The following is a 21982-nucleotide window of genomic DNA, read 5'->3' on the forward strand; positions in this document are numbered from 1 at the left end:
CGGATGAGATGGCAAGACAATCGCGCAGCAGGTTTACCGTTCCGCCAGCCTGGCGTTAAAGGCACACAGGAGTTAACCATGATCGATTTCGCACGCAAAAGAGCTGGCTGCCAAGCCGTACGCTTAAATCTGTTTGAAGTTCTGGTTCGTAAGCTTTGCTACTTACTGGCCCAAAAAGGCAATCCAGAGCTAAAAGTATGAGCTCGTTATTTGCTCTGATCGTTACCGTCTGTGCCCTCACCGGGGAATGCTCAGACATCATGCTCGGTGTATACCAAACCGAATCTGGCTGTGATGCAGCTGCCAAAGAGCAGCACATTAAAGGAGAGTGTTACCCATATAAACCGGCTGGAGACCAACAGCCTGCTTTCAAATTTTAATCGAGTTATGACCAATGGCTGTTACCAGCCCCCTAAAAGCACAAAACCCGCGCAAGGCGGGTTAAGTACCCGGTCAGCCGACCAAAGCTTTCCGGAATCGAGTTTTGACCAATGACCACTACCCAAGGCGGCAATCACTAGCTGCGGGTATCTTACAACCAAAATTAAGGACCCGATATGGAATTCTTTCATTTAATCAAGGCAACGCAGAAATCCGGCAAAGAAGATGCCGTTATCTGGTTCACGGCTAAATCAGAAGCACGAGCCAATTTGCAGTTGGATGTAGAGCTGGAAGATGCTGGCATTGAAACCGGCCGGGGCAAGGATTATAGCAAGCCTGTCCGTACCGATTTCCCTGTTTACAACGACCTGCCGGAAGAAAGCACAGTGGATTACACCTGGTGCAAACGCTACGTACTCCAGGACGATGGACGCACCTGGCTGCCAAATGCTGGTGCTGAGTCTACTGGAGCCGTGGACAACAACACTGCTGCTCCGGAAGCGACCACTACAGTTGAAAAGAGTGTCCCGCTTGAAAACCGCACTCCAGCAGTACGTTTTGCCGTTCACCTGACCAGCGACAAGTATCAATCACACATCACAAAAGAGCAGCAGCTGGCTGCCAGCGAAATGTCACTGGATGAAGGTAACACCTATCTTCAGAACCTGCTGCTGGCGAAGAGCGACATCCCTGAAGTTGCCGAACTCAGCCTGAACGCTGAGTGGAAACTCGTTCAGGCGATTAAGCAGGTATTCGCGCCAGATGAAACGCACGAAACTGAAGATATCGCTGCATTCATGGCTGACTGGGCTAAAGCAGATGCCAGCGCTCGCAACCAATTAGTGGAAGACTGGCGCAGCGGCAAATTTCCCCTTCTGAAATCTGAAAGCACCAGCGACACTGGCGTTATAGCAGGTCAGGGTTTTGAACCTGTTAACGCTATCCAGATTGACGAGAATGATGACGAAACCACACGTTATCCTGTCGTTCGTATGCCCTTCCGCAAGCAGCTACTCGCCCAGTTCACCGCCGACGAACTGCGCCACCACTTAACCCGCGAAGAATACGAAGGTATCAGCGCGCTTGAGATGGACACTGACAATAGCTATGTCCAGAACCTGTTGCTGGCGGCAGAAAACTGCGAACAGGTTAAGGGTTACAACACCAAAGACCTGTGGCGCTATACCGAGGCCATTCGCAAGGTGTTCGGGCAGGAAAAGCGTCACGAACTCGCTTTGGTTCTCCGATTCACCAGAATCTGGGCGGCGACTGATTACATTGACCGCGGCCTGCTGGTAAAAGAATGGGCCAAAGGCAGTCGCGTTGCAGAAATACAGCGTACTGAAAGCGGTACGAATGCTGGCGGAGGCAACAAGACCGACAGAAACCCTGACCTTAAACATGATCTAGACACTCTCGATTTAGAGATTGCGCTGGCCACGTTACCAATGGATTTCAACATTTATGATATCCCTGGTGGTGTTTTCCGTCGGGCAAAAGAGATCGTGAGTAAAAAAGAAAGTCCATTCAAAGAATGGTCTAAAGCTCTTCGTGCAACTCCGGGAGTTTTGGATTACTCGCGTGCAGCTATCTTTGCACTTATCCGCAGCGCTCACCCAGAGCATTACCTGTATCCAGCACGTCTCAGCGGATTCATTAACGCGAACCTGACTGAAAGCGATCATTCTGCTCCATCAGACGAAACTCTTGCGGCTGCGCGCCATAACCCTGAGGTGAGCTGGACAAACGAGGTAACTAATGACTCTGCTGTTGAAACTGGCGACCAGAATGAGGGGACTCAGGTCGACGGCGACACGCAGCCGGTTCTCGAAAAAGTTGGTAATGGTCTTTTTTCTATTGAAGGGCTGGCCACCAGCAACGCTGTAATCGACCAACAAAATACCGCGGCGGAGTACGTTGATAATGTGCAGATGGAAGAAACTGACAATGATGAAACCCCGGACGGTGCTGCGTTATCAGAAGGCACGGAAGAAACTATCTCAAGCGCAAGCACTACTGAAACTTATAGCAGCACAACTGCCATAAATAATGATTCCGGTCATCATAATCATACCGAGCCTGAAATGCTCTATACACACCTTATGATCGACATTGAAGCTTTTGGTAAAAAAGCTGATTCACCAGTCGTATCTATCGGGGCCGTGTTCTTTGATCCATCTACAGGTGATACCGGTTCGGAATTTTACAAAGTGATTAGCCTAGAATCTTCCATGGCCAGCGGCGGGGTTCCGGATGCATCTACCATAATATTCTGGCTTAAAGCTTCGCCTGAGGCTCGTTCTGAGTTAGTGATGGATGATGCTATTCCGCTAGATGATGCCTTACTGCAGCTAAATGATTTTATATCCGAGAATGCGGCAAACGGCCCTGATTCTGTACAGGTATGGGGGAATGGTGCCACTTATGACAATGTCCTGCTTGAAGCATCTTATGACCGGGCGGGGATCCCCTGCCCATGGAAGTTCTGGAATAACCGGGATGTAAGAACCATTGTTGAGTTGGGTAAAACCGTTGGGTGCAAGCCTCGCTATGAGATCCCATTTGAAGGAGAACCACACAAGGCTATTTCGGATGCGCTTCATCAGGTCAAATACGTGTCAGCAATCTGGCAGCGTCTGACTGAACACTGATTTTTTAATTTCAGAATATGGCCCGAATATGGGCCATTATGAGGTAAATCACATGCTTCAAATGCTGACTTTAGAAGAATGGGCTGCGGAAAAATACCGAAGTAATCCCCCAAGTCTGAATACCTTACGCCGATACGCAAAAGAGAGCATGTTCACTCCCCCGGCCACCAAAGAAGGGAGATATTGGCGGGTAAGAGAAGATGCCGAGATCACAGGTAATTTAACCCAGCCCGTAATTAAAAAATCTGATTCGCCTATGCTTCAAAGGATACTGTCTGATGGCTGCCCGACCACGTAAAAACAACGTCAAGATACCTAATCTTTATCCGCTCTACAGTCGTAAGGTAAATAAAATCTACTGGCGGTATAAGCATCCCGTTACAGGTAAGTTTCATAGCCTTGGAACTAACGAGGCCGAAGCAACAGCGATAGCAATTGAAGCCAATGAGCGACTAGCTGAACAGCGCACTAGGCAGGTTTTGGCTATCAGTGACAAGATCGCCTCCAGCAAAGGAAAGGCGATAACAACAAATACGTGGTTAGATCGTTATTGGAAAATTCAGGATGAAAGACTGGAGAATGGTGATATCAAGCCGAACACTCATAAGCAAAAGGCTAAACCAGTAGCCCTACTTCGTGAGAGCGTGGGAATGAAATTGATTTCATCCGTCGATGTTCGGGATGTTGCACAGATACTGGAGTCCTATGTTGCAGAAGGTCAACCGAGGATGGCCCAGGTGATCCGCTCTGTTTTAATCGATGTTTTCAAGGAAGCCCAACATTATGGCGAGGTACCGCCGGGTTATAACCCGGCTCTTGCGACAAAACAACCGCGTCGGCGAATTAGCCGACAACGTTTAAACCTCGAAGAATGGCAAAAGATTTTCGCGATTGCTGATGCCCACCATCAATATATGGGCAATGCAATGCTATTGGCGCTCGTTACGGGTCAGCGCCTCGGGGATATTTCCAACATGAAGTTTAGCGATATTTGGGATGATCATCTTCATATCGTTCAGGAGAAGACGGGGAGCAAGATAGCGATCCCGCTTTCCCTTAAGCTTAACGCGATTGACTGGAGTTTGAGAGATGTAGTTGCGCGTTGCCGCGACTATGCAGTGAGTCCATATCTAATCCACTTCTTCCGGGCAACCTCAATGGCAGAACGAGGTGCACAGGTTAGGTCGAACACAATAACAATGAATTTTAGTAAGGCCCGTGATAAAGCAGAAATAAATTGGGTAGTAGGTACGCCGGCTACGTTTCATGAACAAAGGTCTTTATCTGAAAGACTCTATAAGGAACAAGGTATCGATACAAGAATACTTTTAGGTCATAAAACTCAGAGCCAAACCGATCGATACCATGATGATAGAGGAAAAAATTGGACCACAGTACGAATTAGTCAACAATGAGCTTTTTGCTAAAGGATTCGTCATCAAATGATTGAATTTTTTCAATAATTTTAATGACTGAATCCTGTGTTGTTTCTCGCTCTGTGATTATTGCATTCATATAATATGAAATTCTCATCCATGCCTTTAAATGTTTTTCTTCCAAAGTCGCAACCACTGGAACAAAGCTATTGAAAAGATCTATGTCATTTTTGCAGTGTATACGAATATCTTTTATTGCACTCTCAGTTAATCCATGAGTTTCAATATAACCTTTCAACGACATTAATTCTTTACTATTTTTTTCGTGCTCACTCCCATAAAACTTCCCTACTCTGTAACTTTCGGGGACATGTTTGTTTAATGTGTTAAAGAAAAAAATAAACATTTCGCGAAGTCGTTTTTCTGCTTTTACTTTATTCTGTCTTTCGTTTTTCCTTTGGAGATGATCAATAATATAAAGAATGATTATAAATTCTAAAATCACCCCTGTGAATTCCGGTAACAAATTCCCTTCAAAGTAATCGATGTAATTGATACTCTTGATAAAAAATGGAGCAAGCATTAAAAGAATAAACAATACAACAAAGATCCATCTTGGTTTTTTAATTCGAATGCGCTTCACAGTGACCTCATTTTGATAAATCGTTTTGATAAAATTTTGATAACTGTTAGAAAACTAATAATAAAAACGGGAACCATTCGGCTCCCGTTCTTGTTTAATCCAGCAATTGGATTACATGTTCGCGATAATCGCGTCGCCAAACTCTGAACATTTCAGCAGCTTAGCGCCTTCCATCAGACGTTCGAAGTCATAGGTGACGGTTTTCGCGTTAATCGCGCCTTCCATACCTTTAACGATCAGGTCTGCGGCTTCGAACCATTCCATATGACGCAGCATCATCTCTGCGGACAGAATGATAGAGCCTGGGTTGACTTTGTCCTGGCCTGCATATTTCGGTGCAGTACCGTGAGTTGCTTCAAACAGGGCGCACTCGTCACCGATGTTCGCGCCCGGGGCGATACCGATACCACCGACCTGCGCTGCCAGCGCATCAGAGATGTAGTCGCCGTTCAGGTTCATACAGGCGATCACGTCATATTCAGCAGGACGCAGCAGGATCTGTTGCAGGAACGCATCGGCGATCACATCTTTAATGATGATCTCTTTACCGGTGTTCGGGTTTTTAATTTTCTGCCATGGGCCGCCGTCGATCAGTTCACCGCCGAACTCTTCGGTCGCCAGCTGGTAGCCCCAGTCTTTGAACGCGCCTTCGGTGAACTTCATGATATTGCCTTTGTGAACCAGGGTCACAGAGTCACGATCGTTGGTGATAGCGTATTCGATGGCGGCACGCACCAGACGCTTGGTCCCTTCTTCGGAGCACGGCTTGATGCCGATGCCGCAATGCTCAGGGAAGCGAATTTTCTTCACGCCCATCTCTTCGCGCAGGAATTTAATCACTTTTTCTGCATCAGCAGAATCCGCTTTCCATTCGATACCGGCGTAGATGTCTTCAGAGTTTTCACGGAAGATGACCATGTCGGTCAGTTCCGGGTGCTTAACCGGGCTTGGAGTGCCCTGGTAGTAACGCACCGGACGCAGACACACATACAGATCCAGTTCCTGACGCAGCGCCACGTTCAGGGAGCGAATGCCGCCGCCAACTGGCGTGGTCAGAGGGCCTTTGATAGCAACGCGATAGTCGCGGATCAGGTCCAGCGTTTCGGCTGGCAGCCAGACGTCCTGGCCATAAACTTGAGTCGATTTTTCACCGGTGTAAATTTCCATCCAGGAAATTTTACGCTCGCCTTTGTAGGCTTTCTCAACAGCGGCATCAACCACTTTCAGCATTGCCGGGGTAACGTCTACACCGATACCGTCACCTTCGATGAACGGGATAATCGGGTTGTGAGGAACGTTAATCTTGCCGTTTTGCAGGGTGATCTTTTTACCTTCCGCCGGAACAACTACTTTGCTTTCCATTAACCTCTCCTTCGAGCGCTTCTGGTTGTTACTGATCTTATGTTAATAAATTGTAATGAGCCTTCCGATAGTACCTGATTGTCCGACGCCATGAAAGGTCTTCGTTATTAGGCTATAATGCGGCAATTGATAACGCCTGAAAATACCATGAAGAAAACTTCTTTTAGAAAACACCGGGTTGAGCGATTCAGCTCACGACAAGCCACCAGAAGAACGCCAGAACCCCAGCCAACGCGGGTCATACTGTTCAATAAACCCTACGATGTATTGCCGCAGTTTACCGACGAGGCCGGGCGCAGCACGCTGAAGGATTTTATCCCCGTTCAGGGGGTCTACGCGGCCGGGCGTCTGGATCGCGACAGCGAGGGGCTGCTGGTGCTTACCAATGACGGCGTGCTCCAGGCCAGGCTTACTCAGCCGGGCAAACGTACCGGAAAAATTTACTATGTGCAGGTTGAAGGCGAGCCGGACGACGCGTCGCTGGCAAAGCTGCGCAACGGCGTAACGCTGAACGATGGTCCTACCCTGCCAGCTGGTATTGAGCGCGTGAATGAACCCGAGTGGCTGTGGCCGCGCAACCCGCCGATTCGTGAGCGCAAATCGATTCCCACCAGCTGGCTTAAAATCACCCTTTATGAAGGCCGCAACCGACAGGTCAGGCGCATGACTGCGCATGTGGGCTTCCCTACCCTGCGACTCATTCGCTACGCCATGGGCAGCTACACGCTGGACTCGCTGGCTAACGGGGAATGGCGGGATGTTACCCCTAAGGAGAACTGATGTTTAAACCCCATGTTACGGTCGCCTGCGTGGTCCACGCGCAGGGGAAATTCCTGGTGGTGGAAGAGACCATCAACGGCAAAGCGCTTTGGAATCAGCCAGCCGGGCATCTTGAAGCCAACGAAACCTTATTGCAGGCAGCGAAACGCGAGCTCTGGGAAGAGACGGGTATCCGCGCCGAACCGCAGCACTTTATCCGTATGCACCAGTGGATAGCGCCTGACCAGACACCTTTCCTGCGCTTTTTATTCGCCGTTGAGCTTAACGAAACGTGCGCCACTGAACCGCACGACGACGATATCGATCGCTGCCTGTGGGTGACCGCAGACGAGATCCTGAACGCGCCAAACCTGCGCTCGCCGCTGGTTGCGGAAAGCATCCGCTGCTGGCAGTCTGCGGCTCGCCTGCCGCTGGATGTCATTGCAGAATTTAACTGGCCGTTTACAGAGGGTGTCAATGGTGGGGGGGCGTGATAGAATATGCCGCCTTGAAGTTCAATGTCGTGAGTATTCCATGTCAGATAACAGCCAGAAAAAAGTGATCGTCGGCATGTCCGGCGGTGTCGATTCCTCCGTTTCCGCCTACCTGTTGCAGCAACAGGGCTATAAGGTGGAGGGCCTGTTCATGAAGAACTGGGAGGAAGACGATGGCGAGGAATACTGCACTGCCGCTGCGGATCTCGCCGATGCGCAGGCCGTGTGCGATAAGCTCGGCATCGAACTGCACACCGTTAACTTTGCCGCAGAATACTGGGACAACGTTTTTGAACTCTTCCTCGAAGAGTACAAAGCGGGCCGCACGCCGAACCCGGATATCCTGTGCAACAAAGAGATCAAATTCAAAGCCTTCCTGGAATTCGCCGCGGAAGATCTGGGCGCAGACTACATTGCGACCGGCCACTACGTGCGTCGCGCGGATGTGAATGGTAAAAGCCAGCTGCTGCGCGGTCTGGATGGCAATAAAGATCAGAGCTACTTCCTCTACACGCTGAGCCATGAACAGATTGCCCAAAGTCTGTTCCCGGTCGGCGAGCTTGAAAAGCCGGAAGTGCGTAAGATTGCTGAAGATTTGGATCTGATCACCGCGAAGAAAAAAGACTCCACCGGTATCTGTTTTATCGGCGAGCGTAAATTCCGCGAGTTCCTGGGGCGCTACCTGCCTGCACAGCCGGGCAAAATCGTCACCGTTGACGGTGATGAGATTGGTCAGCACCAGGGGCTGATGTACCACACTCTCGGCCAGCGTAAAGGTCTGGGTATCGGCGGCACCAAAGAGGGCAGCGAAGATCCGTGGTACGTGGTCGACAAAGATGTCGAAAACAATATTCTGGTGGTGGCTCAGGGTCACGACCATCCGCGCCTGATGTCCGTTGGACTTATCGCGCAACAGCTGCACTGGGTCGATCGCGAGCCGCTGAAAGGCACGCTGCGCTGCACCGTGAAAACGCGCTACCGCCAGACGGACATCCCTTGCACCGTCACCGCACTGGATGACGATCGCATTGACGTGCGTTTCGACGAGCCGGTTTCCGCCGTAACCCCTGGCCAGTCTGCTGTTTTCTACAGCGGCGAAATTTGCCTCGGCGGTGGGATTATTGAACAGCGCCTGCCGCTGCCTGCTGTTTAAACCGTTTGCACACATAAAGGAGACCGTGTGGCGAAGAACTATTACGACATCACCCTGGCGCTGGCGGGAATTTGCCAGTCAGCCCGTCTGGTGCAACAGCTGGCGCATCAGGGTCATTGCGACGCTGATGCCCTGCACGTTTCACTCAACAGCGTTATCGATCTTAACCCAGGCTCCACGCTGGGCGTCTTTGGCGGCAGTGAAACCAATCTTCGTCTCGGTCTTGAAACCCTGCTCGGCGTGCTCAACGCCAGCAAACGTCAGGGGTTGAACGCGGAACTGACCCGCTACACCTTAAGCCTGATGGTGCTGGAACGTAAGCTGAACGCGGCGAAAGGCGCAATGAATACCCTGGGCGATCGCATCGCCGGGCTACAGCGCCAGCTCGACCACTTTGACCTCCAGTCTGAGACCCTGCTGAGCGCGATGGCCGGTATCTACGTCGACGTAATTAGCCCGCTCGGCCCGCGTATTCAGGTCACCGGTTCGCCTGCCGTATTGCAAAGCCCACAGGTACAGGCGAAGGTACGCGCTTCGCTGCTGGCAGGCATCCGTGCCGCCGTGCTGTGGCAACAGGTCGGCGGTGGCCGCCTACAGCTCATGTTTTCTCGTCATCGCCTGACGACTCAGGCAAAACAAATTCTTGCTCATTGTTAACCTCCCGGAGTTGCGAATTATGGAATTATCCTCACTGACCGCCGTATCCCCTGTCGATGGACGCTACGGCGATAAAGTCAGCGCGCTGCGCGGGATCTTCAGCGAATATGGCCTGCTGAAGTTCCGTGTTCAGGTTGAAGTGCGCTGGCTGCAAAAGCTGGCCGCCCAGACAGCAATCAAGGAAGTTCCTGCTTTTGACGTAAAGGCAAACGATTACCTTGATAAAATCGTTGCTGAGTTCAGCGAAGAAGATGCCGCGCGTATTAAAACCATCGAACGCACCACCAACCACGACGTGAAAGCGGTTGAATACTTCCTGAAAGAGAAAGTGGCAAGCGTCCCTGCCCTGCTCGCGGTATCTGAATTTATTCACTTCGCCTGTACCTCTGAAGATATTAACAACCTGTCTCACGCGCTGATGCTCTCTACCGCACGCAAAGAGGTGGTACTCCCTTACTGGCGTAAAATCATCGATGCGGTGAAAGCGCTGTCCGTGGAGTACCGCGATATTCCGCTGTTGTCCCGTACTCATGGCCAGCCAGCAACCCCATCCACCATGGGTAAAGAGATGGCGAACGTGGCGTACCGCATGGAACGCCAGTATCGTCAGCTGGAGCAGGTTGAGATCCTCGGCAAAATCAACGGCGCGGTGGGTAACTACAACGCCCACATCGCGGCGTACCCGGAAGTGGACTGGCACCAGTTCAGTGAAGAGTTCGTGACGTCTCTGGGGATCCAGTGGAACCCGTACACCACCCAGATTGAGCCGCACGACTACATCGCTGAGCTGTTTGACTGCATTGCGCGCTTCAACACCATCCTGATCGACTTCGATCGTGACGTCTGGGGCTACATCGCCCTGAACCACTTCAAGCAGAAGACCATCGCCGGGGAAATCGGTTCGTCCACCATGCCGCACAAAGTGAACCCAATCGACTTCGAAAACTCCGAAGGTAACCTGGGCCTGGCGAATGCCGTGTTGCAGCATATGGCGAGTAAGCTGCCGGTCTCCCGCTGGCAGCGCGACCTGACTGACTCCACGGTGCTGCGTAACCTGGGCGTGGGTATTGGCTACGCGCTGATCGCCTACCAGTCCACCCTGAAGGGTGTGAGCAAGCTGGAGGTGAACCGCGACCGTCTGCTGGACGAGCTGGATCACAACTGGGAAGTGCTGGCGGAGCCGATTCAGACGGTGATGCGTCGTTATGGCATCGAAAAACCGTACGAGAAACTCAAAGAGCTGACCCGCGGTAAACGCGTTGATGCTGAGGGTATGAAACAGTTTATCGATGGTCTGGCGCTGCCCGAAGAAGAAAAAGCGCGCCTGAAAGAGATGACCCCGGCAAACTATATTGGCCGCGCCATTACTATGGTTGACGAGCTGAAGTAATCACCCTCCCCCTTTCCACCCGGAAAGGGGGCTGCTTTTCATCATCGTGTCGACGTTCACACCCCGTTACAGGCTCTGCCGGGATTACAACCTGTTGTCAGGCTGGTTGTTATTTTTCGCCGTGGAATAACTTTCCGGAATATATCGTTTTAAGCCGAACGGGCATAGCCTGAACTGGCACGGGGTCTCAACCGTGCATGGACGATCCATCTCCTGCCGGTTACCTGGACACGCGTTTTTCTGTTTGAACCCCATCCAGCCTATTGATGTATAGGGCATTGCCTGCGCTATCCATACCCTACGCCGCCGATCGTTAATCAGGATACCCTGGTTTGAGGTGGTGATGATTTCACCGGCACGAACGTAATAATCCCCTTTTAGCCAAAGGATATAATTCAGGCCATATTGTGTTTCAACTTTGCAAAAGATGGTTCCACTTTCCGGGCTCGCAATAGTCTCAACAACCTTCCATTCCATAGAATCCTCTTTACTCGCTATATTGCTGTTTTGTTGTGTAAAAATGCTGATTTTCTGGCACATCTTATGCAAATCTAATTTCGCACCATAAAATAAGCGTAGACAAAGACAGACATAGTGAGAACATCCTTACAAAAAAAAAGGCAATCTTTACAAAACTGGCGTGCCCGTTCTGTCAAAAAAGCGACTCGCCTTCAACCGTTCATAAACGGATGGATGTTTTATCCGGATTGCGGAAGCGTGCGAAAACAAGTCAGTTTATATTACCCGCGCCTTCTGGGGGCGTATGAGGCTTATGTGAGGTGGGTGGGCGATATGAAACAGGATCAGGTCAACATACTTAATAATCAGATGCCTGGGGTATTACCACCTGTCTTCGGAAGCATGAAAAAAATCATTTAATTTCATAACGCTGGTGTCAACCTGGATAATCAGCGTTAAACTATTCATACCATTTATAAAGGGAGAAATGATGATGCGCGTACTGGTTGTTGAGGATAACGCATTGCTACGTCATCACCTGAAAGTTCAACTTCAGGAGATGGGTCATCAGGTGGACGATGCTGAAGACGCAAAAGAGGCCGATTATTATCTCAATGAACACCTGCCGGACATCGCCATTGTCGATTTAGGGCTGCCGGATGAAGACGGATTATCTCTTATCCGCCGCTGGCGTAGCCATGACGTTTCCCTGCCGGTACTGGTGCTGACTGCTCGCGAAGGCTGGCAGGACAAGGTTGAAGTGTTGAGCGCAGGCGCAGATGACTACGTGACCAAACCCTTCCATATTGAAGAAGTCGCCGCGCGTATGCAGGCGCTGCTGCGCCGCAACAGCGGGCTGGCGTCACAGGTGATCTCTCTGCCGCCGTTCCAGGTGGATCTCTCCCGCCGCGAATTTTCAATAAATGATGAAGTAATCAAGCTGACCGCATTCGAATACACCATCATGGAAACGCTGATCCGTAACAACGGTAAAGTGGTGAGCAAAGATTCCCTGATGCTTCAGCTTTATCCGGATGCCGAACTGCGCGAAAGCCACACCATTGACGTGCTGATGGGCCGCCTGCGCAAAAAAATTCAGGCACAGTACCCGCACGACGTGATTACCACCGTGCGTGGTCAGGGCTACCTGTTCGAATTACGCTAAATGAAAGGGATTTTGCGCCACATTTTACCCCTTTCACTGCGGGTTCGCTTTCTGCTGGCAACCGCCGCCGTCGTGCTCGTGCTGTCCCTCTCTTACGGAATGGTGGCGTTGGTCGGGTACAGCGTAAGCTTCGATAAAACCACCTTCCGCCTGCTTCGCGGCGAAAGTAATCTGTTCTATACCCTGGCGAAATGGGAGAACAACCAAATCACCGTCGAGATGCCGGAAAACCTGAACCAGCAGAGCCCAACGCTGGCACTTATTTACGATGAAAAAGGAAAATTGCTGTGGGCGCAGCGCGACGTCCCCTGGCTGAAAAAGCGCATCCGTCCGGAATGGCTTAAAACCAATGGTTTTCACGAAATAGAAGCCGACCTCAACTCTACCAGCATCCTGCTGCGTGACGATCGGGCGTTACAGAACAAGCTCAATGAGATCCGCGCTGAAGATGACGACACGGAGATGACCCACTCGGTGGCCATCAACCTGTATCCCGCCACTCTGAACATGCCGCAGCTGACCATTGTAGTGATCGATACCATACCGGTTGAGCTAAAACGTTCGTATATGGTCTGGAACTGGTTCGTGTACGTTCTGGCTGCCAACCTGCTGCTGGTGATCCCTCTCCTGTGGGTTGCTGCGTGGTGGAGCCTCCGCCCGATTGAATCCCTTGCCAAAGAGGTGCGCGAGCTGGAGGAACATCACCGCGAGAAGCTTAACCCGGAAACTACGCGCGAACTGACCAGCCTGGTGCGCAACCTCAACCGCCTGCTGAAAAGCGAACGTGAACGTTACGACAAGTATCGCACGACGCTCACCGATCTTACGCACAGCCTGAAAACCCCGCTGGCAGTGATGCAAAGTACACTGCGTTCAATGCGCAGTTCGAAAATGAGCGTGGATGACGCCGAGCCGGTAATGCTGGAGCAAATCAGCCGTATTTCACAGCAGATTGGTTATTACCTGCACCGCGCGAGCATGCGTTCCGGAAGCGCCTTATTGAGCCGTGAACTGCACCCGGTAGCCCCGCTGCTGGATAACCTCACCTCTGCGCTGAACAAGGTTTACCAGCGTAAAGGGGTAAACATCAGTCTGGATATCTCACCGGAAATAAGCTTTGTTGGCGAGAAGAATGACTTTATGGAAGTGATGGGAAATCTGCTCGATAACGCCTGCAAATATTGTCTGGAGTTTGTCGAGGTGTCCGCGCGCGTAACGGATAACGAACTGCATATTATCGTTGAGGATGATGGTCCTGGCATTCCCCATAATAAACGCGAAGTGGTATTCGATCGCGGTCAGCGCGCCGATACGCTGCGCCCGGGCCAGGGTGTCGGATTATCCGTCGCCCGGGAAATTGTCGATCAGTACGAGGGCAAGATTGAAACCGGCGAAAGTCTGCTGGGCGGTGCCCGTATGGAAGTCATTTTTGGCCGCCAACAGCCCGTATTGAACGATAGTTAACCCGAAATGTGAAAAATACGCGGATCTCGCAGCCAGGGGTCGGTGCTTCCGTTATAATCCGTCTCAGTAAGAGCCTGCGGAATACAAAAATATGGATTATCAATTAACGCTTAACTGGCCCGAATTTATTGAACGTTACTGGCAAAAACGCCCGGTCGTTCTTAAACGCGGGATCAGCAATTTTATCGACCCTATTTCTCCTGACGAACTCGCTGGTCTGGCGATGGAAAACGAGGTAGACAGCCGTCTGGTGAGCCATCAGGACGGGAAATGGCAGGTCAGCCACGGTCCCTTTGAAAGCTACGATCACCTGGGCGAAAGCAACTGGTCTTTACTGGTGCAGGCGGTCAACAACTGGCACGAACCCACCGCAGCCTTGATGCGTCCCTTCCGCGCCCTCCCAGACTGGCGAATGGACGATCTGATGATCTCCTTCTCTGTTCCCGGTGGCGGCGTGGGTCCGCATCTTGATCAGTACGACGTGTTTATCATTCAGGGAACCGGTCGCCGTCGCTGGCGAGTGGGCGAAAAAGTGCCAATGAAGCAGCACTGCCCGCACCCGGATCTGCTTCAGGTTGATCCGTTTGAAGGGATCATTGATGAAGAGCTGGAGCCAGGCGACATTCTGTATATCCCGCCAGGCTTCCCGCATGAAGGTTATTCCCTTGAAAACTCGCTAAACTATTCGGTTGGTTTCCGCGCGCCAAGCGGCCGCGAGATGATCAGCGGATTCGCTGACTATGTTTTACAGCGCGAGCTGGGCAGCCATCGTTACAGCGATCCGGATGTTCCGGCGCGTGAGCACCCGGCCGATATTCTGCCAGAGGAGCTGGATAAGCTGCGCGGTATGATGCTGGATCTGATCAACGAACCGGAGCACTTCAGACAGTGGTTTGGCGAGTTTATCAGCCAGTCGCGTCACGAACTGGACGTCGCACCGCCAGAGCCGCCGTATCAGGCAGATGAAATTTATGATGCCCTCCAGCAGGGCGATAAGCTGGTTCGTCTGGGCGGATTACGCGTACTACGCATTGGCGAAGAGGTATTCGTCAACGGCGAGCGCCTGGACTCTCCACACCGTCCGGCACTGGAAGCGATTGCCAGCCATATGGTGCTGTCTGCGGATACCTTTGGCGACGCGCTGGACGATCCCTCCTTCCTCGCCATGCTGGCCGCGCTGGTGAACAGCGGGTACTGGTTTTTTGAGGACTGAGTCATGATGTTTGTCGGGTGGCGGCTACGCCTTACCCGGCCTACAAAAGCCGTTCCCGTAGGCCCGGTAAGCGATGCGCCACCGGGCTTTTTTTACTTCCGCTCCCCCGCCGCAAAATCCTCAATCTCACCCGCCCAGTCTGCCGGATATAACCCCTCCCGCACGTCCCGATGAAACGTTGAATAGGGCCAGTCGACGACTTTCCCGACATAGCCATGCTTCAGCGGATTGATGTAGACGTAATCCATATGCCGCCGGTAATCCTGTTCATTGCGAATAGTGTGTTCCCAGAAACGCGGCTGCCAGACGTGGCGCATCTCAATGTTGCGGCTAAACATTTTTTTGATGTCGCGCCAGCGCGCTGAAAAGTCACTGTCCCCTTCCGGTAAGGTCCAGATACAGTGCATATGTTCAGGCAGGATAACCCAGGCGTTAATGGTGAAGGGCTTCGCATGCTTAACCGTGGCGGTAGCGGAACGCAGGCTGTCGATGTGGCGGGTAAGTAAATCGCTCTGGCGGTTTTGCAGATTGACGGTGAAAAACCAGGTCCCACCGGGGATGTAGTGGCGGCGGTAGTTTGACATTTGAACTACCTGTTCATGTGCCGGGTGGCGGCTACGCCTTACCCGGCCTACAAAAGCCTTTACTGTAGGCCCGGTAAGCGCAGCGCCACCGGGCTTTTTCTTACCGCTTCGCGGTTAACTCTGCTATCCGCACAATCACCTGCACCGCTTTTTCCATCCCTTCCAGCGTCACGAACTCATGCTTGCCGTGGTAGTTATATCCACCGGTAAACAGGTTCGGGCACGGCAGGCCCATAAATGACAGCTGCGAACCATCGGTTCCACCACGGATCGGTTTCATCACCGGCTCGATATCACAATCGCGCATCGCCTGCTGGGCGATATCAAGAATGTGCGGATGCTCCATCACCTTCTCGCGCATATTGTAATAGCTGTCTTCGATGATGAGCTCAATATAGCAATCCGGGTGCAGCCCCTTGCCGACCTTTTTCGCGATCTCCATCATCTTACGCTTGCGCGCTTCAAAGGCTTTGCGGTCAAAATCGCGGACGATATAGTGCATCTGCGCGCTGTCCACGTTCCCCTTGATGCTGGTCAGATGATAAAAACCCTCATACCCTTCCGTCATCTCCGGGCTCTCTTCGGCAGGAACTTCCGCATGAATACGCGCAGCCAGCGACAGCGCATTCACCATCACCCCTTTCGCAGAGCCCGGGTGCACGTTATTCCCGACGATTTTGATCGTCACCGATGCCGCGTTAAAGTTTTCATACTCAAGTTCACCCACGCCGCCACCGTCGACGGTGTAGGCCCACTGAGCGTTAAACGCCTCAACGTCAAAATGTTTCGCGCCTTTTCCTACCTCTTCATCCGGCGTGAAGGCCACGCGAATATCGCCATGCGGGATATTTTTGCCCTTCAGCACCGCCAGCGCCGTCATGATCTCGGCGATACCCGCTTTGTCATCGGCCCCCAGCAAGGTTTTGCCGTCGGTGGTGATTAACGTCTGCCCCAGCAGCTGATGCAGTACCGGGAACATCACCGGCGACAGCACTTCGTCGCCAATGCCCAGCGCAATATCTCCGCCGCGGTAGTTTTCAACAATCTGCGGATTAACGTGTTTACCGCTAAAATCAGGTGAGGTATCGACATGAGAAATAAAGCCAATCGCCGGGATATCTCCCTCAACGTTGGCCGGCAGCGTTCCGATCACGGTCCCTTTTTCACTGAGCGTGACATCAACCAGCCCCATGGCCTCCAGCTGCTCTTTCAGCAGATTTAGCAGCTTCCACTGGCCTTCGGTGCTTGGCACCTGTCGGACCCCCGGCTTAGATTGGGTATCCAGCGAAACGTAATGTAAGAAACGCTCAAGTAGTTTATCCATGCAGTCACCCTCACTTTTTGTGACAACATTATCATTAAGCAGCAAAACGCAAATATTGCGTCAGGTCACTTTTATCCCGCAAACGAGAACTTTTTACGTTTATATCGTTCTGCGTTAATAAATGTAGCTTATGAATAAGTGAGAAGGATTGGCGATTCAATGGGTTTGCCGTAGAATGTCCGCCCTCATTACGAGTCACCAAGGTGGTTACACACAAACCCCGCTTCAGTCTGCTGCCTGAGGCGTCTATATGGGACAGCGCGAAAATTGAATACACAACCCCGTTCCCTTTCACCGCTGGTGCAACTGGAACGAATTCATAAAAGTTTCGATGGCAAAGATGTCATTTCCGATCTTAATCTGACCATCAATGACGGTGAGTTTCTCACGCTGCTTGGCCCCTCCGGCTGCGGCAAAACCACCGTCCTGCGCCTTATTGCCGGGCTGGAAAGCGTCGATAACGGCCATATCCATCTTGAGAACCAGGACATTACCCAGGTCCCTGCCGAAGATCGCCACGTCAATACCGTCTTTCAGAGCTATGCCCTGTTCCCGCACATGACCGTGTTTGAGAACGTGGCGTTTGGCCTGCGGATGCAAAAAACACCCGCCAGCGAGATCCCGCCGCGCGTTACCGAAGCCCTGCGCATGGTGCAGCTGGAGGCATTCGCCCAGCGCAAGCCGCATCAACTTTCTGGTGGTCAGCAGCAGCGTGTGGCCATTGCCCGCGCCGTGGTCAACAAACCACGCCTGCTCCTGCTGGATGAATCCCTCTCCGCGCTGGACTACAAGCTGCGCAAGCAGATGCAGAACGAGCTGAAAGCGCTTCAGCGTAAGCTCGGCATCACGTTCGTGTTTGTCACTCACGATCAGGAAGAAGCCCTGACTATGTCAGACCGTATCGTGGTGATGCGTGAGGGCAAGATTGAGCAGGACGGCACACCGCGTGAAATTTACGAGGAGCCGAAAAACCTGTTCGTCGCCAGCTTCATTGGCGAAATCAATATTTTCAACGCCACGGTGATTGAGCGTCTGGACGAGCAGCGCGTGCGCGCCAACGTGGAAGGCCGCGAATGCAACATCACGGTGAACTTTGCCGTGGAAAAGGGTCAAAGGCTCAACGTTCTGCTGCGCCCGGAAGATCTTCGCGTCGATGAGATCCACGACACGGCTGACGCCGAAGGTCTGATCGGTTACGTTCGCGAACGCAACTACAAAGGGATGACCCTCGAATCCGTTGTGGAACTGGAAAACGGCAAAATGGTGATGGTTAGTGAGTTCTTCAACGAGGACGATCCGGACTTCGACCACTCGCTGGATCAGAAGATGGTCATCAACTGGGTAGAAAGCTGGGAGGTTGTACTGGCTGATGAAGAACACAAGTAAGTTCCAGAATGTGGTGATTGCCACGATCGTCGGTTGGCTTGTGTTGTTTGTCTTTCTTCCCAACCTGATGATCATCGTAACCAGCTTCCTGACCCGCGACGACGCGAACTTCGTCGCGATGGTCTTTACGCTGGACAACTACGCACGCCTGCTCGATCCGCTCTACTTTGACGTGCTGCTGCACTCGCTCAATATGGCGCTGATTGCAACCGTTGCCTGTCTGGTGCTGGGGTATCCGTTCGCGTGGTTCCTGGCTCGCCTGCCGCAAAAAGTGCGTCCGCTGCTGCTGTTTTTACTGATTGTGCCATTCTGGACCAACTCGTTAATCCGCATCTACGGGCTGAAAATCTTCCTCAGCACCAAAGGATATCTAAACGAGTTTTTGCTGTGGCTTGGGGTTATTGATACGCCGATCCGCATTATGTTCACTCCGAGCGCGGTGATCGTCGGCCTGGTCTATATCCTGCTGCCGTTTATGGTGATGCCGCTTTACTCAAGCATTGAAAAGCTTGATAAACCACTTCTGGAAGCCGCGAGAGACCTGGGGGCCAGCAAGCTGCAAACCTTTATCCGCATCATTATCCCGCTGACCATGCCGGGCATTATTGCCGGATGTCTGCTGGTCATGTTGCCTGCGATGGGCCTGTTCTACGTGTCGGACCTGATGGGCGGGGCGAAAAACCTGCTGATCGGCAACGTGATCAAGAGCCAGTTCCTGAACATCCGCGACTGGCCGTTCGGCTCGGCCACCAGCATTACGCTGACGGTGGTAATGGGGCTGATGCTGCTGGTTTACTGGCGTGCCTCACGCCTGCTGAATAAGAAGGTGGAGCTGGAATGATCGGTCGACTGCTTCGCGGCGGTTTTATGACCGCCATTTATGCGTATCTTTATATTCCGATAATCATTTTGATCGTGAACTCCTTTAACAGTTCACGCTTCGGGATCAACTGGCAAGGGTTTACCACCAAATGGTATGGCCTGCTGATGAACAATGACAGCCTGCTACAGGCCGCTCAGCACTCGCTGACGATGGCGGTATTCTCTGCCACCTTCGCGACGCTGATTGGCTCGCTGACCGCCGTGGCGCTGTACCGCTACCGTTTTCGCGGTAAGCCGTTCGTCAGCGGTATGCTGTTTGTGGTGATGATGTCCCCGGACATCGTGATGGCCATTTCACTGCTGGTGCTGTTTATGCTGCTGGGTGTCCAGCTCGGTTTCTGGTCGCTGCTGTTTTCGCATATCACCTTCTGCCTGCCGTTTGTGGTGGTAACCGTCTACGCGCGACTGAAAGGATTCGACGTACGCATGCTGGAAGCGGCGAAGGATCTGGGAGCCAGCGAGATGACCATTCTGCGCAAAATCATCCTGCCGCTGGCGATGCCTGCCGTGGCAGCCGGATGGCTGCTCAGTTTTACCCTGTCGATGGACGACGTGGTCGTGTCCTCCTTCGTCACCGGGCCGAGCTACGAAATTCTGCCGTTGAAGATCTACTCAATGGTGAAAGTCGGTGTTTCACCCGAAGTGAACGCGCTGGCGACTATTCTGTTGGTGTTATCGCTGGTTCTGGTGATTGCCAGCCAGGTTATTGCTCGTGATAAAACAAAATCTCAGGGGACACAGAAATGAAAAAAATGCTTGCCGCTGCGGCACTGGTGCTCGGAATGGGTGCCGCGCATGCTGATGACAGCAAAACGCTCTATTTCTACAACTGGACCGAGTATGTGCCGCCGGGCCTGCTGGAGCAGTTCACCAAAGAGACGGGCATCAAGGTGATCTATTCGACCTACGAGTCGAATGAAACCATGTACGCCAAGCTCAAAACCTATAAAGATGGCGCGTATGACCTGGTGGTGCCGTCGACCTATTTCGTCGACAAGATGCGCAAAGAAGGCATGATCCAGAAGATCGATAAAACGAAGCTAACCAATTTTTCAAACCTCGATCCTGAGATGCTAAACAAGCCATTCGACCCGAACAACGATTATTCCATTCCGTACATCTGGGGCGCGACGGCAATTGGCGTTAACAGCGATGCCGTTGATCCAAAAACGGTTTCATCCTGGGCTGACCTGTGGAAGCCGGAATACAAAAGCAGCCTGCTGTTAACCGATGATGCGCGCGAAGTGTTCCAGATTGCGCTGCGTAAACTCGGCTACTCCGGCAACACCACCGATCCGAAAGAGATCGAAGCGGCGTATAACGAACTGAAAAAGCTGATGCCAAACGTGGCGGCGTTCAACTCGGATAACCCGGCTAACCCGTATATGGAAGGTGAAGTGAATCTGGGGATGGTCTGGAACGGCTCTGCGTTTGTGGCGCGTCAGGCCGGTACGCCGCTGGAGGTGGTCTGGCCGAAAGAGGGCGGCATCTTCTGGATGGACAGCCTCGCGATCCCGGCTAATGCGAAAAACGTCGATGGCGCCCTGAAGCTGATTAACTTCCTGCTGCGCCCGGATGTGGCAAAACAGGTGGCGGAAACTATTGGTTACCCGACACCAAACCTGGCCGCGCGGAAGCTGTTAAGTCCTGAAGTGGCGAATGATAAATCGCTTTATCCGGACGCTGAAACCATCAGCAAAGGGGAATGGCAGAACGACGTCGGTGACGCGAGCCGCCTGTATGAAGAGTATTATCAGAAGCTAAAAGCAGGCCGTTAATGCACAACGGGCGACGCAAGGTCGCCCGTTACCCTTACAGCCCCTTCAGGAGTTTATCCACAAAGGCTGGCACCACCTCGCTGGCCAGACCGTAATGCTTCTCTTCAAACTCACTCCCGACCTGGCTTGGCTCCAGATTAAGCTCCACCGTATGGGCACCTTGCAGTCGCGCTTCGTGAACAAACCCCGCCGCCGGATAGACATGTCCTGAGGTACCAATGGCGATAAAGACGTCCGCCATGGCCAGGGCGCTGTAGATCTCATCCATTCCCAGCGGCATTTCGCCAAACCAGACCACATGGGGACGCAGACGCGAAGGGAACTGACAGCAGTGGCAACGGTCTTCGTCCAGCACGTCCTCTTTCCACTCCAGCACCTGCCCACTCCATGCACACCGCACCTTGAGCAGTTCGCCGTGCATGTGAATGATGTTGTGGTTTCCGGCTCTTTCATGAAGATTGTCGATGTTTTGCGTCACCAGCAGAAAACGATCCCCCAGCGCCTCCTCCAGCTTTGCCAGCGCCAGGTGCGCCGCGTTTGGCGCAATCTCCGGCTGCTGAAGCTGGCGACGACGGGCGTTGTAAAACGCCTGAACCAGCGCCGGATCGCGGGCGAAACCTTCCGGCGTCGCCACATCTTCTACTCGGTGTTCTTCCCACAGCCCGTCCGCCGCGCGGAAGGTCTGAATACCGGATTCGGCGGAGATCCCCGCCCCGGTCAACACCACCACTCTGGGTTTATCCATCGCTTCTGGCATCATCCTGTCTCTGAAAAAGATCCGCTGACGCAGGCGTTCACGTAAGCGGCGTTTATTTTTGCGAAAACGGCTGAGTCGACCCTGGCGACGCGACAGCATAGTAA

The 21982-nt window shown here is 52.4% G+C and carries 23 protein-coding genes; 17 read left to right on the forward strand and 6 right to left on the reverse strand.

The annotated features are described in order from the left end of the window. Positions 1-78 precede the first annotated feature (78 nt). From AC4OVS_RS13745 to AC4OVS_RS13765, 5 genes are all read left to right on the forward strand, one after another. Complete coding sequence (locus AC4OVS_RS13745; protein WP_257393914.1) at positions 79-201, forward strand: hypothetical protein; 123 nt, start codon at positions 79-81, stop codon at positions 199-201. Then, complete coding sequence (locus AC4OVS_RS13750) at positions 198-380, forward strand: DUF1482 family protein (protein ID WP_069597476.1); 183 nt, start codon at positions 198-200, stop codon at positions 378-380. The genes AC4OVS_RS13745 and AC4OVS_RS13750 overlap by 4 nt, the downstream gene beginning before the upstream one ends. A 177-nt stretch (positions 381-557) precedes the next feature. Further along, a complete protein-coding gene (locus AC4OVS_RS13755) occupies positions 558-3032 on the forward strand; it encodes a 3'-5' exonuclease (protein WP_491922500.1) in 2475 nt (824 codons plus the stop codon). 52 nt (positions 3033-3084) lie between these two features. After that, a complete protein-coding gene (locus AC4OVS_RS13760; protein ID WP_071785721.1) occupies positions 3085-3330 on the forward strand; it encodes an excisionase in 246 nt (81 codons plus the stop codon). Then, the gene (locus AC4OVS_RS13765) at positions 3311-4447 is read left to right on the forward strand and encodes a site-specific integrase (RefSeq protein ID WP_126495638.1); all 1137 of its coding nucleotides are present in this window, start codon (positions 3311-3313) and stop codon (positions 4445-4447) included. Before AC4OVS_RS13760 ends, AC4OVS_RS13765 begins: the two co-directional genes overlap by 20 nt. Here the strand turns inward: AC4OVS_RS13765 and AC4OVS_RS13770 are convergent. Next, complete coding sequence (locus tag AC4OVS_RS13770) at positions 4434-5051, reverse strand: hypothetical protein (RefSeq protein ID WP_063136147.1); 618 nt, start codon at positions 5049-5051, stop codon at positions 4434-4436. The genes AC4OVS_RS13765 and AC4OVS_RS13770 overlap by 14 nt on opposite strands. 111 nt (positions 5052-5162) lie before the next feature. Further along, a complete protein-coding gene (icd, locus tag AC4OVS_RS13775) occupies positions 5163-6413 on the reverse strand; it encodes an NADP-dependent isocitrate dehydrogenase (RefSeq protein ID WP_003857898.1) in 1251 nt (416 codons plus the stop codon). Between the two features lie 117 nt (positions 6414-6530). On the opposite strand from icd, the gene rluE reads away from it, so the two are divergent. Genes rluE through purB form a run of 5 tightly spaced genes read left to right on the forward strand, consistent with a single transcriptional unit; the run spans position 6531 to position 10866 of the window. Continuing rightward, a complete protein-coding gene (gene rluE / locus AC4OVS_RS13780; protein WP_062932503.1) occupies positions 6531-7193 on the forward strand; it encodes a 23S rRNA pseudouridine(2457) synthase RluE in 663 nt (220 codons plus the stop codon). Continuing rightward, the gene (locus AC4OVS_RS13785; RefSeq protein WP_045623090.1) at positions 7193-7666 is read left to right on the forward strand and encodes an NUDIX hydrolase; all 474 of its coding nucleotides are present in this window, start codon (positions 7193-7195) and stop codon (positions 7664-7666) included. The genes rluE and AC4OVS_RS13785 overlap by 1 nt, the downstream gene beginning before the upstream one ends. A 40-nt stretch (positions 7667-7706) precedes the next feature. Next, on the forward strand, positions 7707-8819 hold the full coding sequence (gene mnmA / locus AC4OVS_RS13790; RefSeq protein WP_032103856.1) for a tRNA 2-thiouridine(34) synthase MnmA: 1113 nt from the start codon (positions 7707-7709) through the stop codon (positions 8817-8819). A 27-nt stretch (positions 8820-8846) separates the two neighbouring features. After that, positions 8847-9476, forward strand: coding sequence for a high frequency lysogenization protein HflD (gene hflD, locus AC4OVS_RS13795; protein WP_491922501.1), 630 nt, complete (start codon positions 8847-8849; stop codon positions 9474-9476). 19 nt (positions 9477-9495) lie between these two features. Continuing rightward, positions 9496-10866 (forward strand): adenylosuccinate lyase, encoded by a 1371-nt coding sequence (purB, locus tag AC4OVS_RS13800; protein WP_491922502.1) that lies wholly within the window; start codon positions 9496-9498, stop codon positions 10864-10866. An 84-nt stretch (positions 10867-10950) separates the two neighbouring features. On the opposite strand, the gene AC4OVS_RS13805 is transcribed toward purB, so the two are convergent. Beyond that, complete coding sequence (locus tag AC4OVS_RS13805; protein WP_022647769.1) at positions 10951-11343, reverse strand: hypothetical protein; 393 nt, start codon at positions 11341-11343, stop codon at positions 10951-10953. 475 nt (positions 11344-11818) lie between these two features. On the opposite strand from AC4OVS_RS13805, the gene phoP reads away from it, so the two are divergent. The 3 genes from phoP (at position 11819) to AC4OVS_RS13820 (ending at position 15167) form a co-directional block, all read left to right on the forward strand. Then, positions 11819-12490 (forward strand): two-component system response regulator PhoP, encoded by a 672-nt coding sequence (gene phoP, locus AC4OVS_RS13810; protein ID WP_026094318.1) that lies wholly within the window; start codon positions 11819-11821, stop codon positions 12488-12490. Next, on the forward strand, positions 12491-13954 hold the full coding sequence (gene phoQ, locus AC4OVS_RS13815; RefSeq protein ID WP_022647768.1) for a two-component system sensor histidine kinase PhoQ: 1464 nt from the start codon (positions 12491-12493) through the stop codon (positions 13952-13954). 91 nt (positions 13955-14045) lie between these two features. Then, positions 14046-15167 (forward strand): ribosomal protein uL16 3-hydroxylase, encoded by a 1122-nt coding sequence (locus tag AC4OVS_RS13820; RefSeq protein WP_022647767.1) that lies wholly within the window; start codon positions 14046-14048, stop codon positions 15165-15167. Between the two features lie 92 nt (positions 15168-15259). Here the strand turns inward: AC4OVS_RS13820 and AC4OVS_RS13825 are convergent, their stop codons facing one another. Next, on the reverse strand, positions 15260-15751 hold the full coding sequence (locus AC4OVS_RS13825; protein ID WP_022647766.1) for an REP-associated tyrosine transposase: 492 nt from the start codon (positions 15749-15751) through the stop codon (positions 15260-15262). Positions 15752-15851: 100 nt separating this feature from the next. Next, a complete protein-coding gene (gene pepT, locus AC4OVS_RS13830; RefSeq protein ID WP_491922503.1) occupies positions 15852-17075 on the reverse strand; it encodes a peptidase T in 1224 nt (407 codons plus the stop codon). Positions 17076-17312: 237 nt separating this feature from the next. Here pepT and potA point away from each other — a divergent pair, with 237 nt between their 5' ends. Genes potA through potD form a run of 4 tightly spaced genes read left to right on the forward strand, consistent with a single transcriptional unit; the run spans position 17313 to position 21121 of the window. Continuing rightward, complete coding sequence (gene potA, locus AC4OVS_RS13835; RefSeq protein WP_276349927.1) at positions 17313-18461, forward strand: spermidine/putrescine ABC transporter ATP-binding protein PotA; 1149 nt, start codon at positions 17313-17315, stop codon at positions 18459-18461. Next, entirely contained in the window at positions 18445-19302 is an 858-nt protein-coding gene (gene potB, locus AC4OVS_RS13840) for a spermidine/putrescine ABC transporter permease PotB (RefSeq protein ID WP_022647763.1), read from the forward strand. Before potA ends, potB begins: the two co-directional genes overlap by 17 nt. Then, on the forward strand, positions 19299-20090 hold the full coding sequence (gene potC, locus AC4OVS_RS13845; protein ID WP_015570805.1) for a spermidine/putrescine ABC transporter permease PotC: 792 nt from the start codon (positions 19299-19301) through the stop codon (positions 20088-20090). Before potB ends, potC begins: the two co-directional genes overlap by 4 nt. Further along, positions 20087-21121: a spermidine/putrescine ABC transporter substrate-binding protein PotD gene (potD, locus tag AC4OVS_RS13850; protein WP_022647761.1), complete on the forward strand. Its 1035-nt coding sequence runs from the start codon at positions 20087-20089 to the stop codon at positions 21119-21121. The genes potC and potD overlap by 4 nt, the downstream gene beginning before the upstream one ends. A gap of 34 nt (positions 21122-21155) precedes the next feature. On the opposite strand, the gene cobB is transcribed toward potD, so the two are convergent. Beyond that, a complete protein-coding gene (gene cobB / locus AC4OVS_RS13855) occupies positions 21156-21977 on the reverse strand; it encodes a Sir2 family NAD+-dependent deacetylase (protein ID WP_022647760.1) in 822 nt (273 codons plus the stop codon). Between the last annotated feature and the right edge of the window lie 5 nt (positions 21978-21982).

The organism is Enterobacter sp. 4974935, from assembly GCF_058661735.1.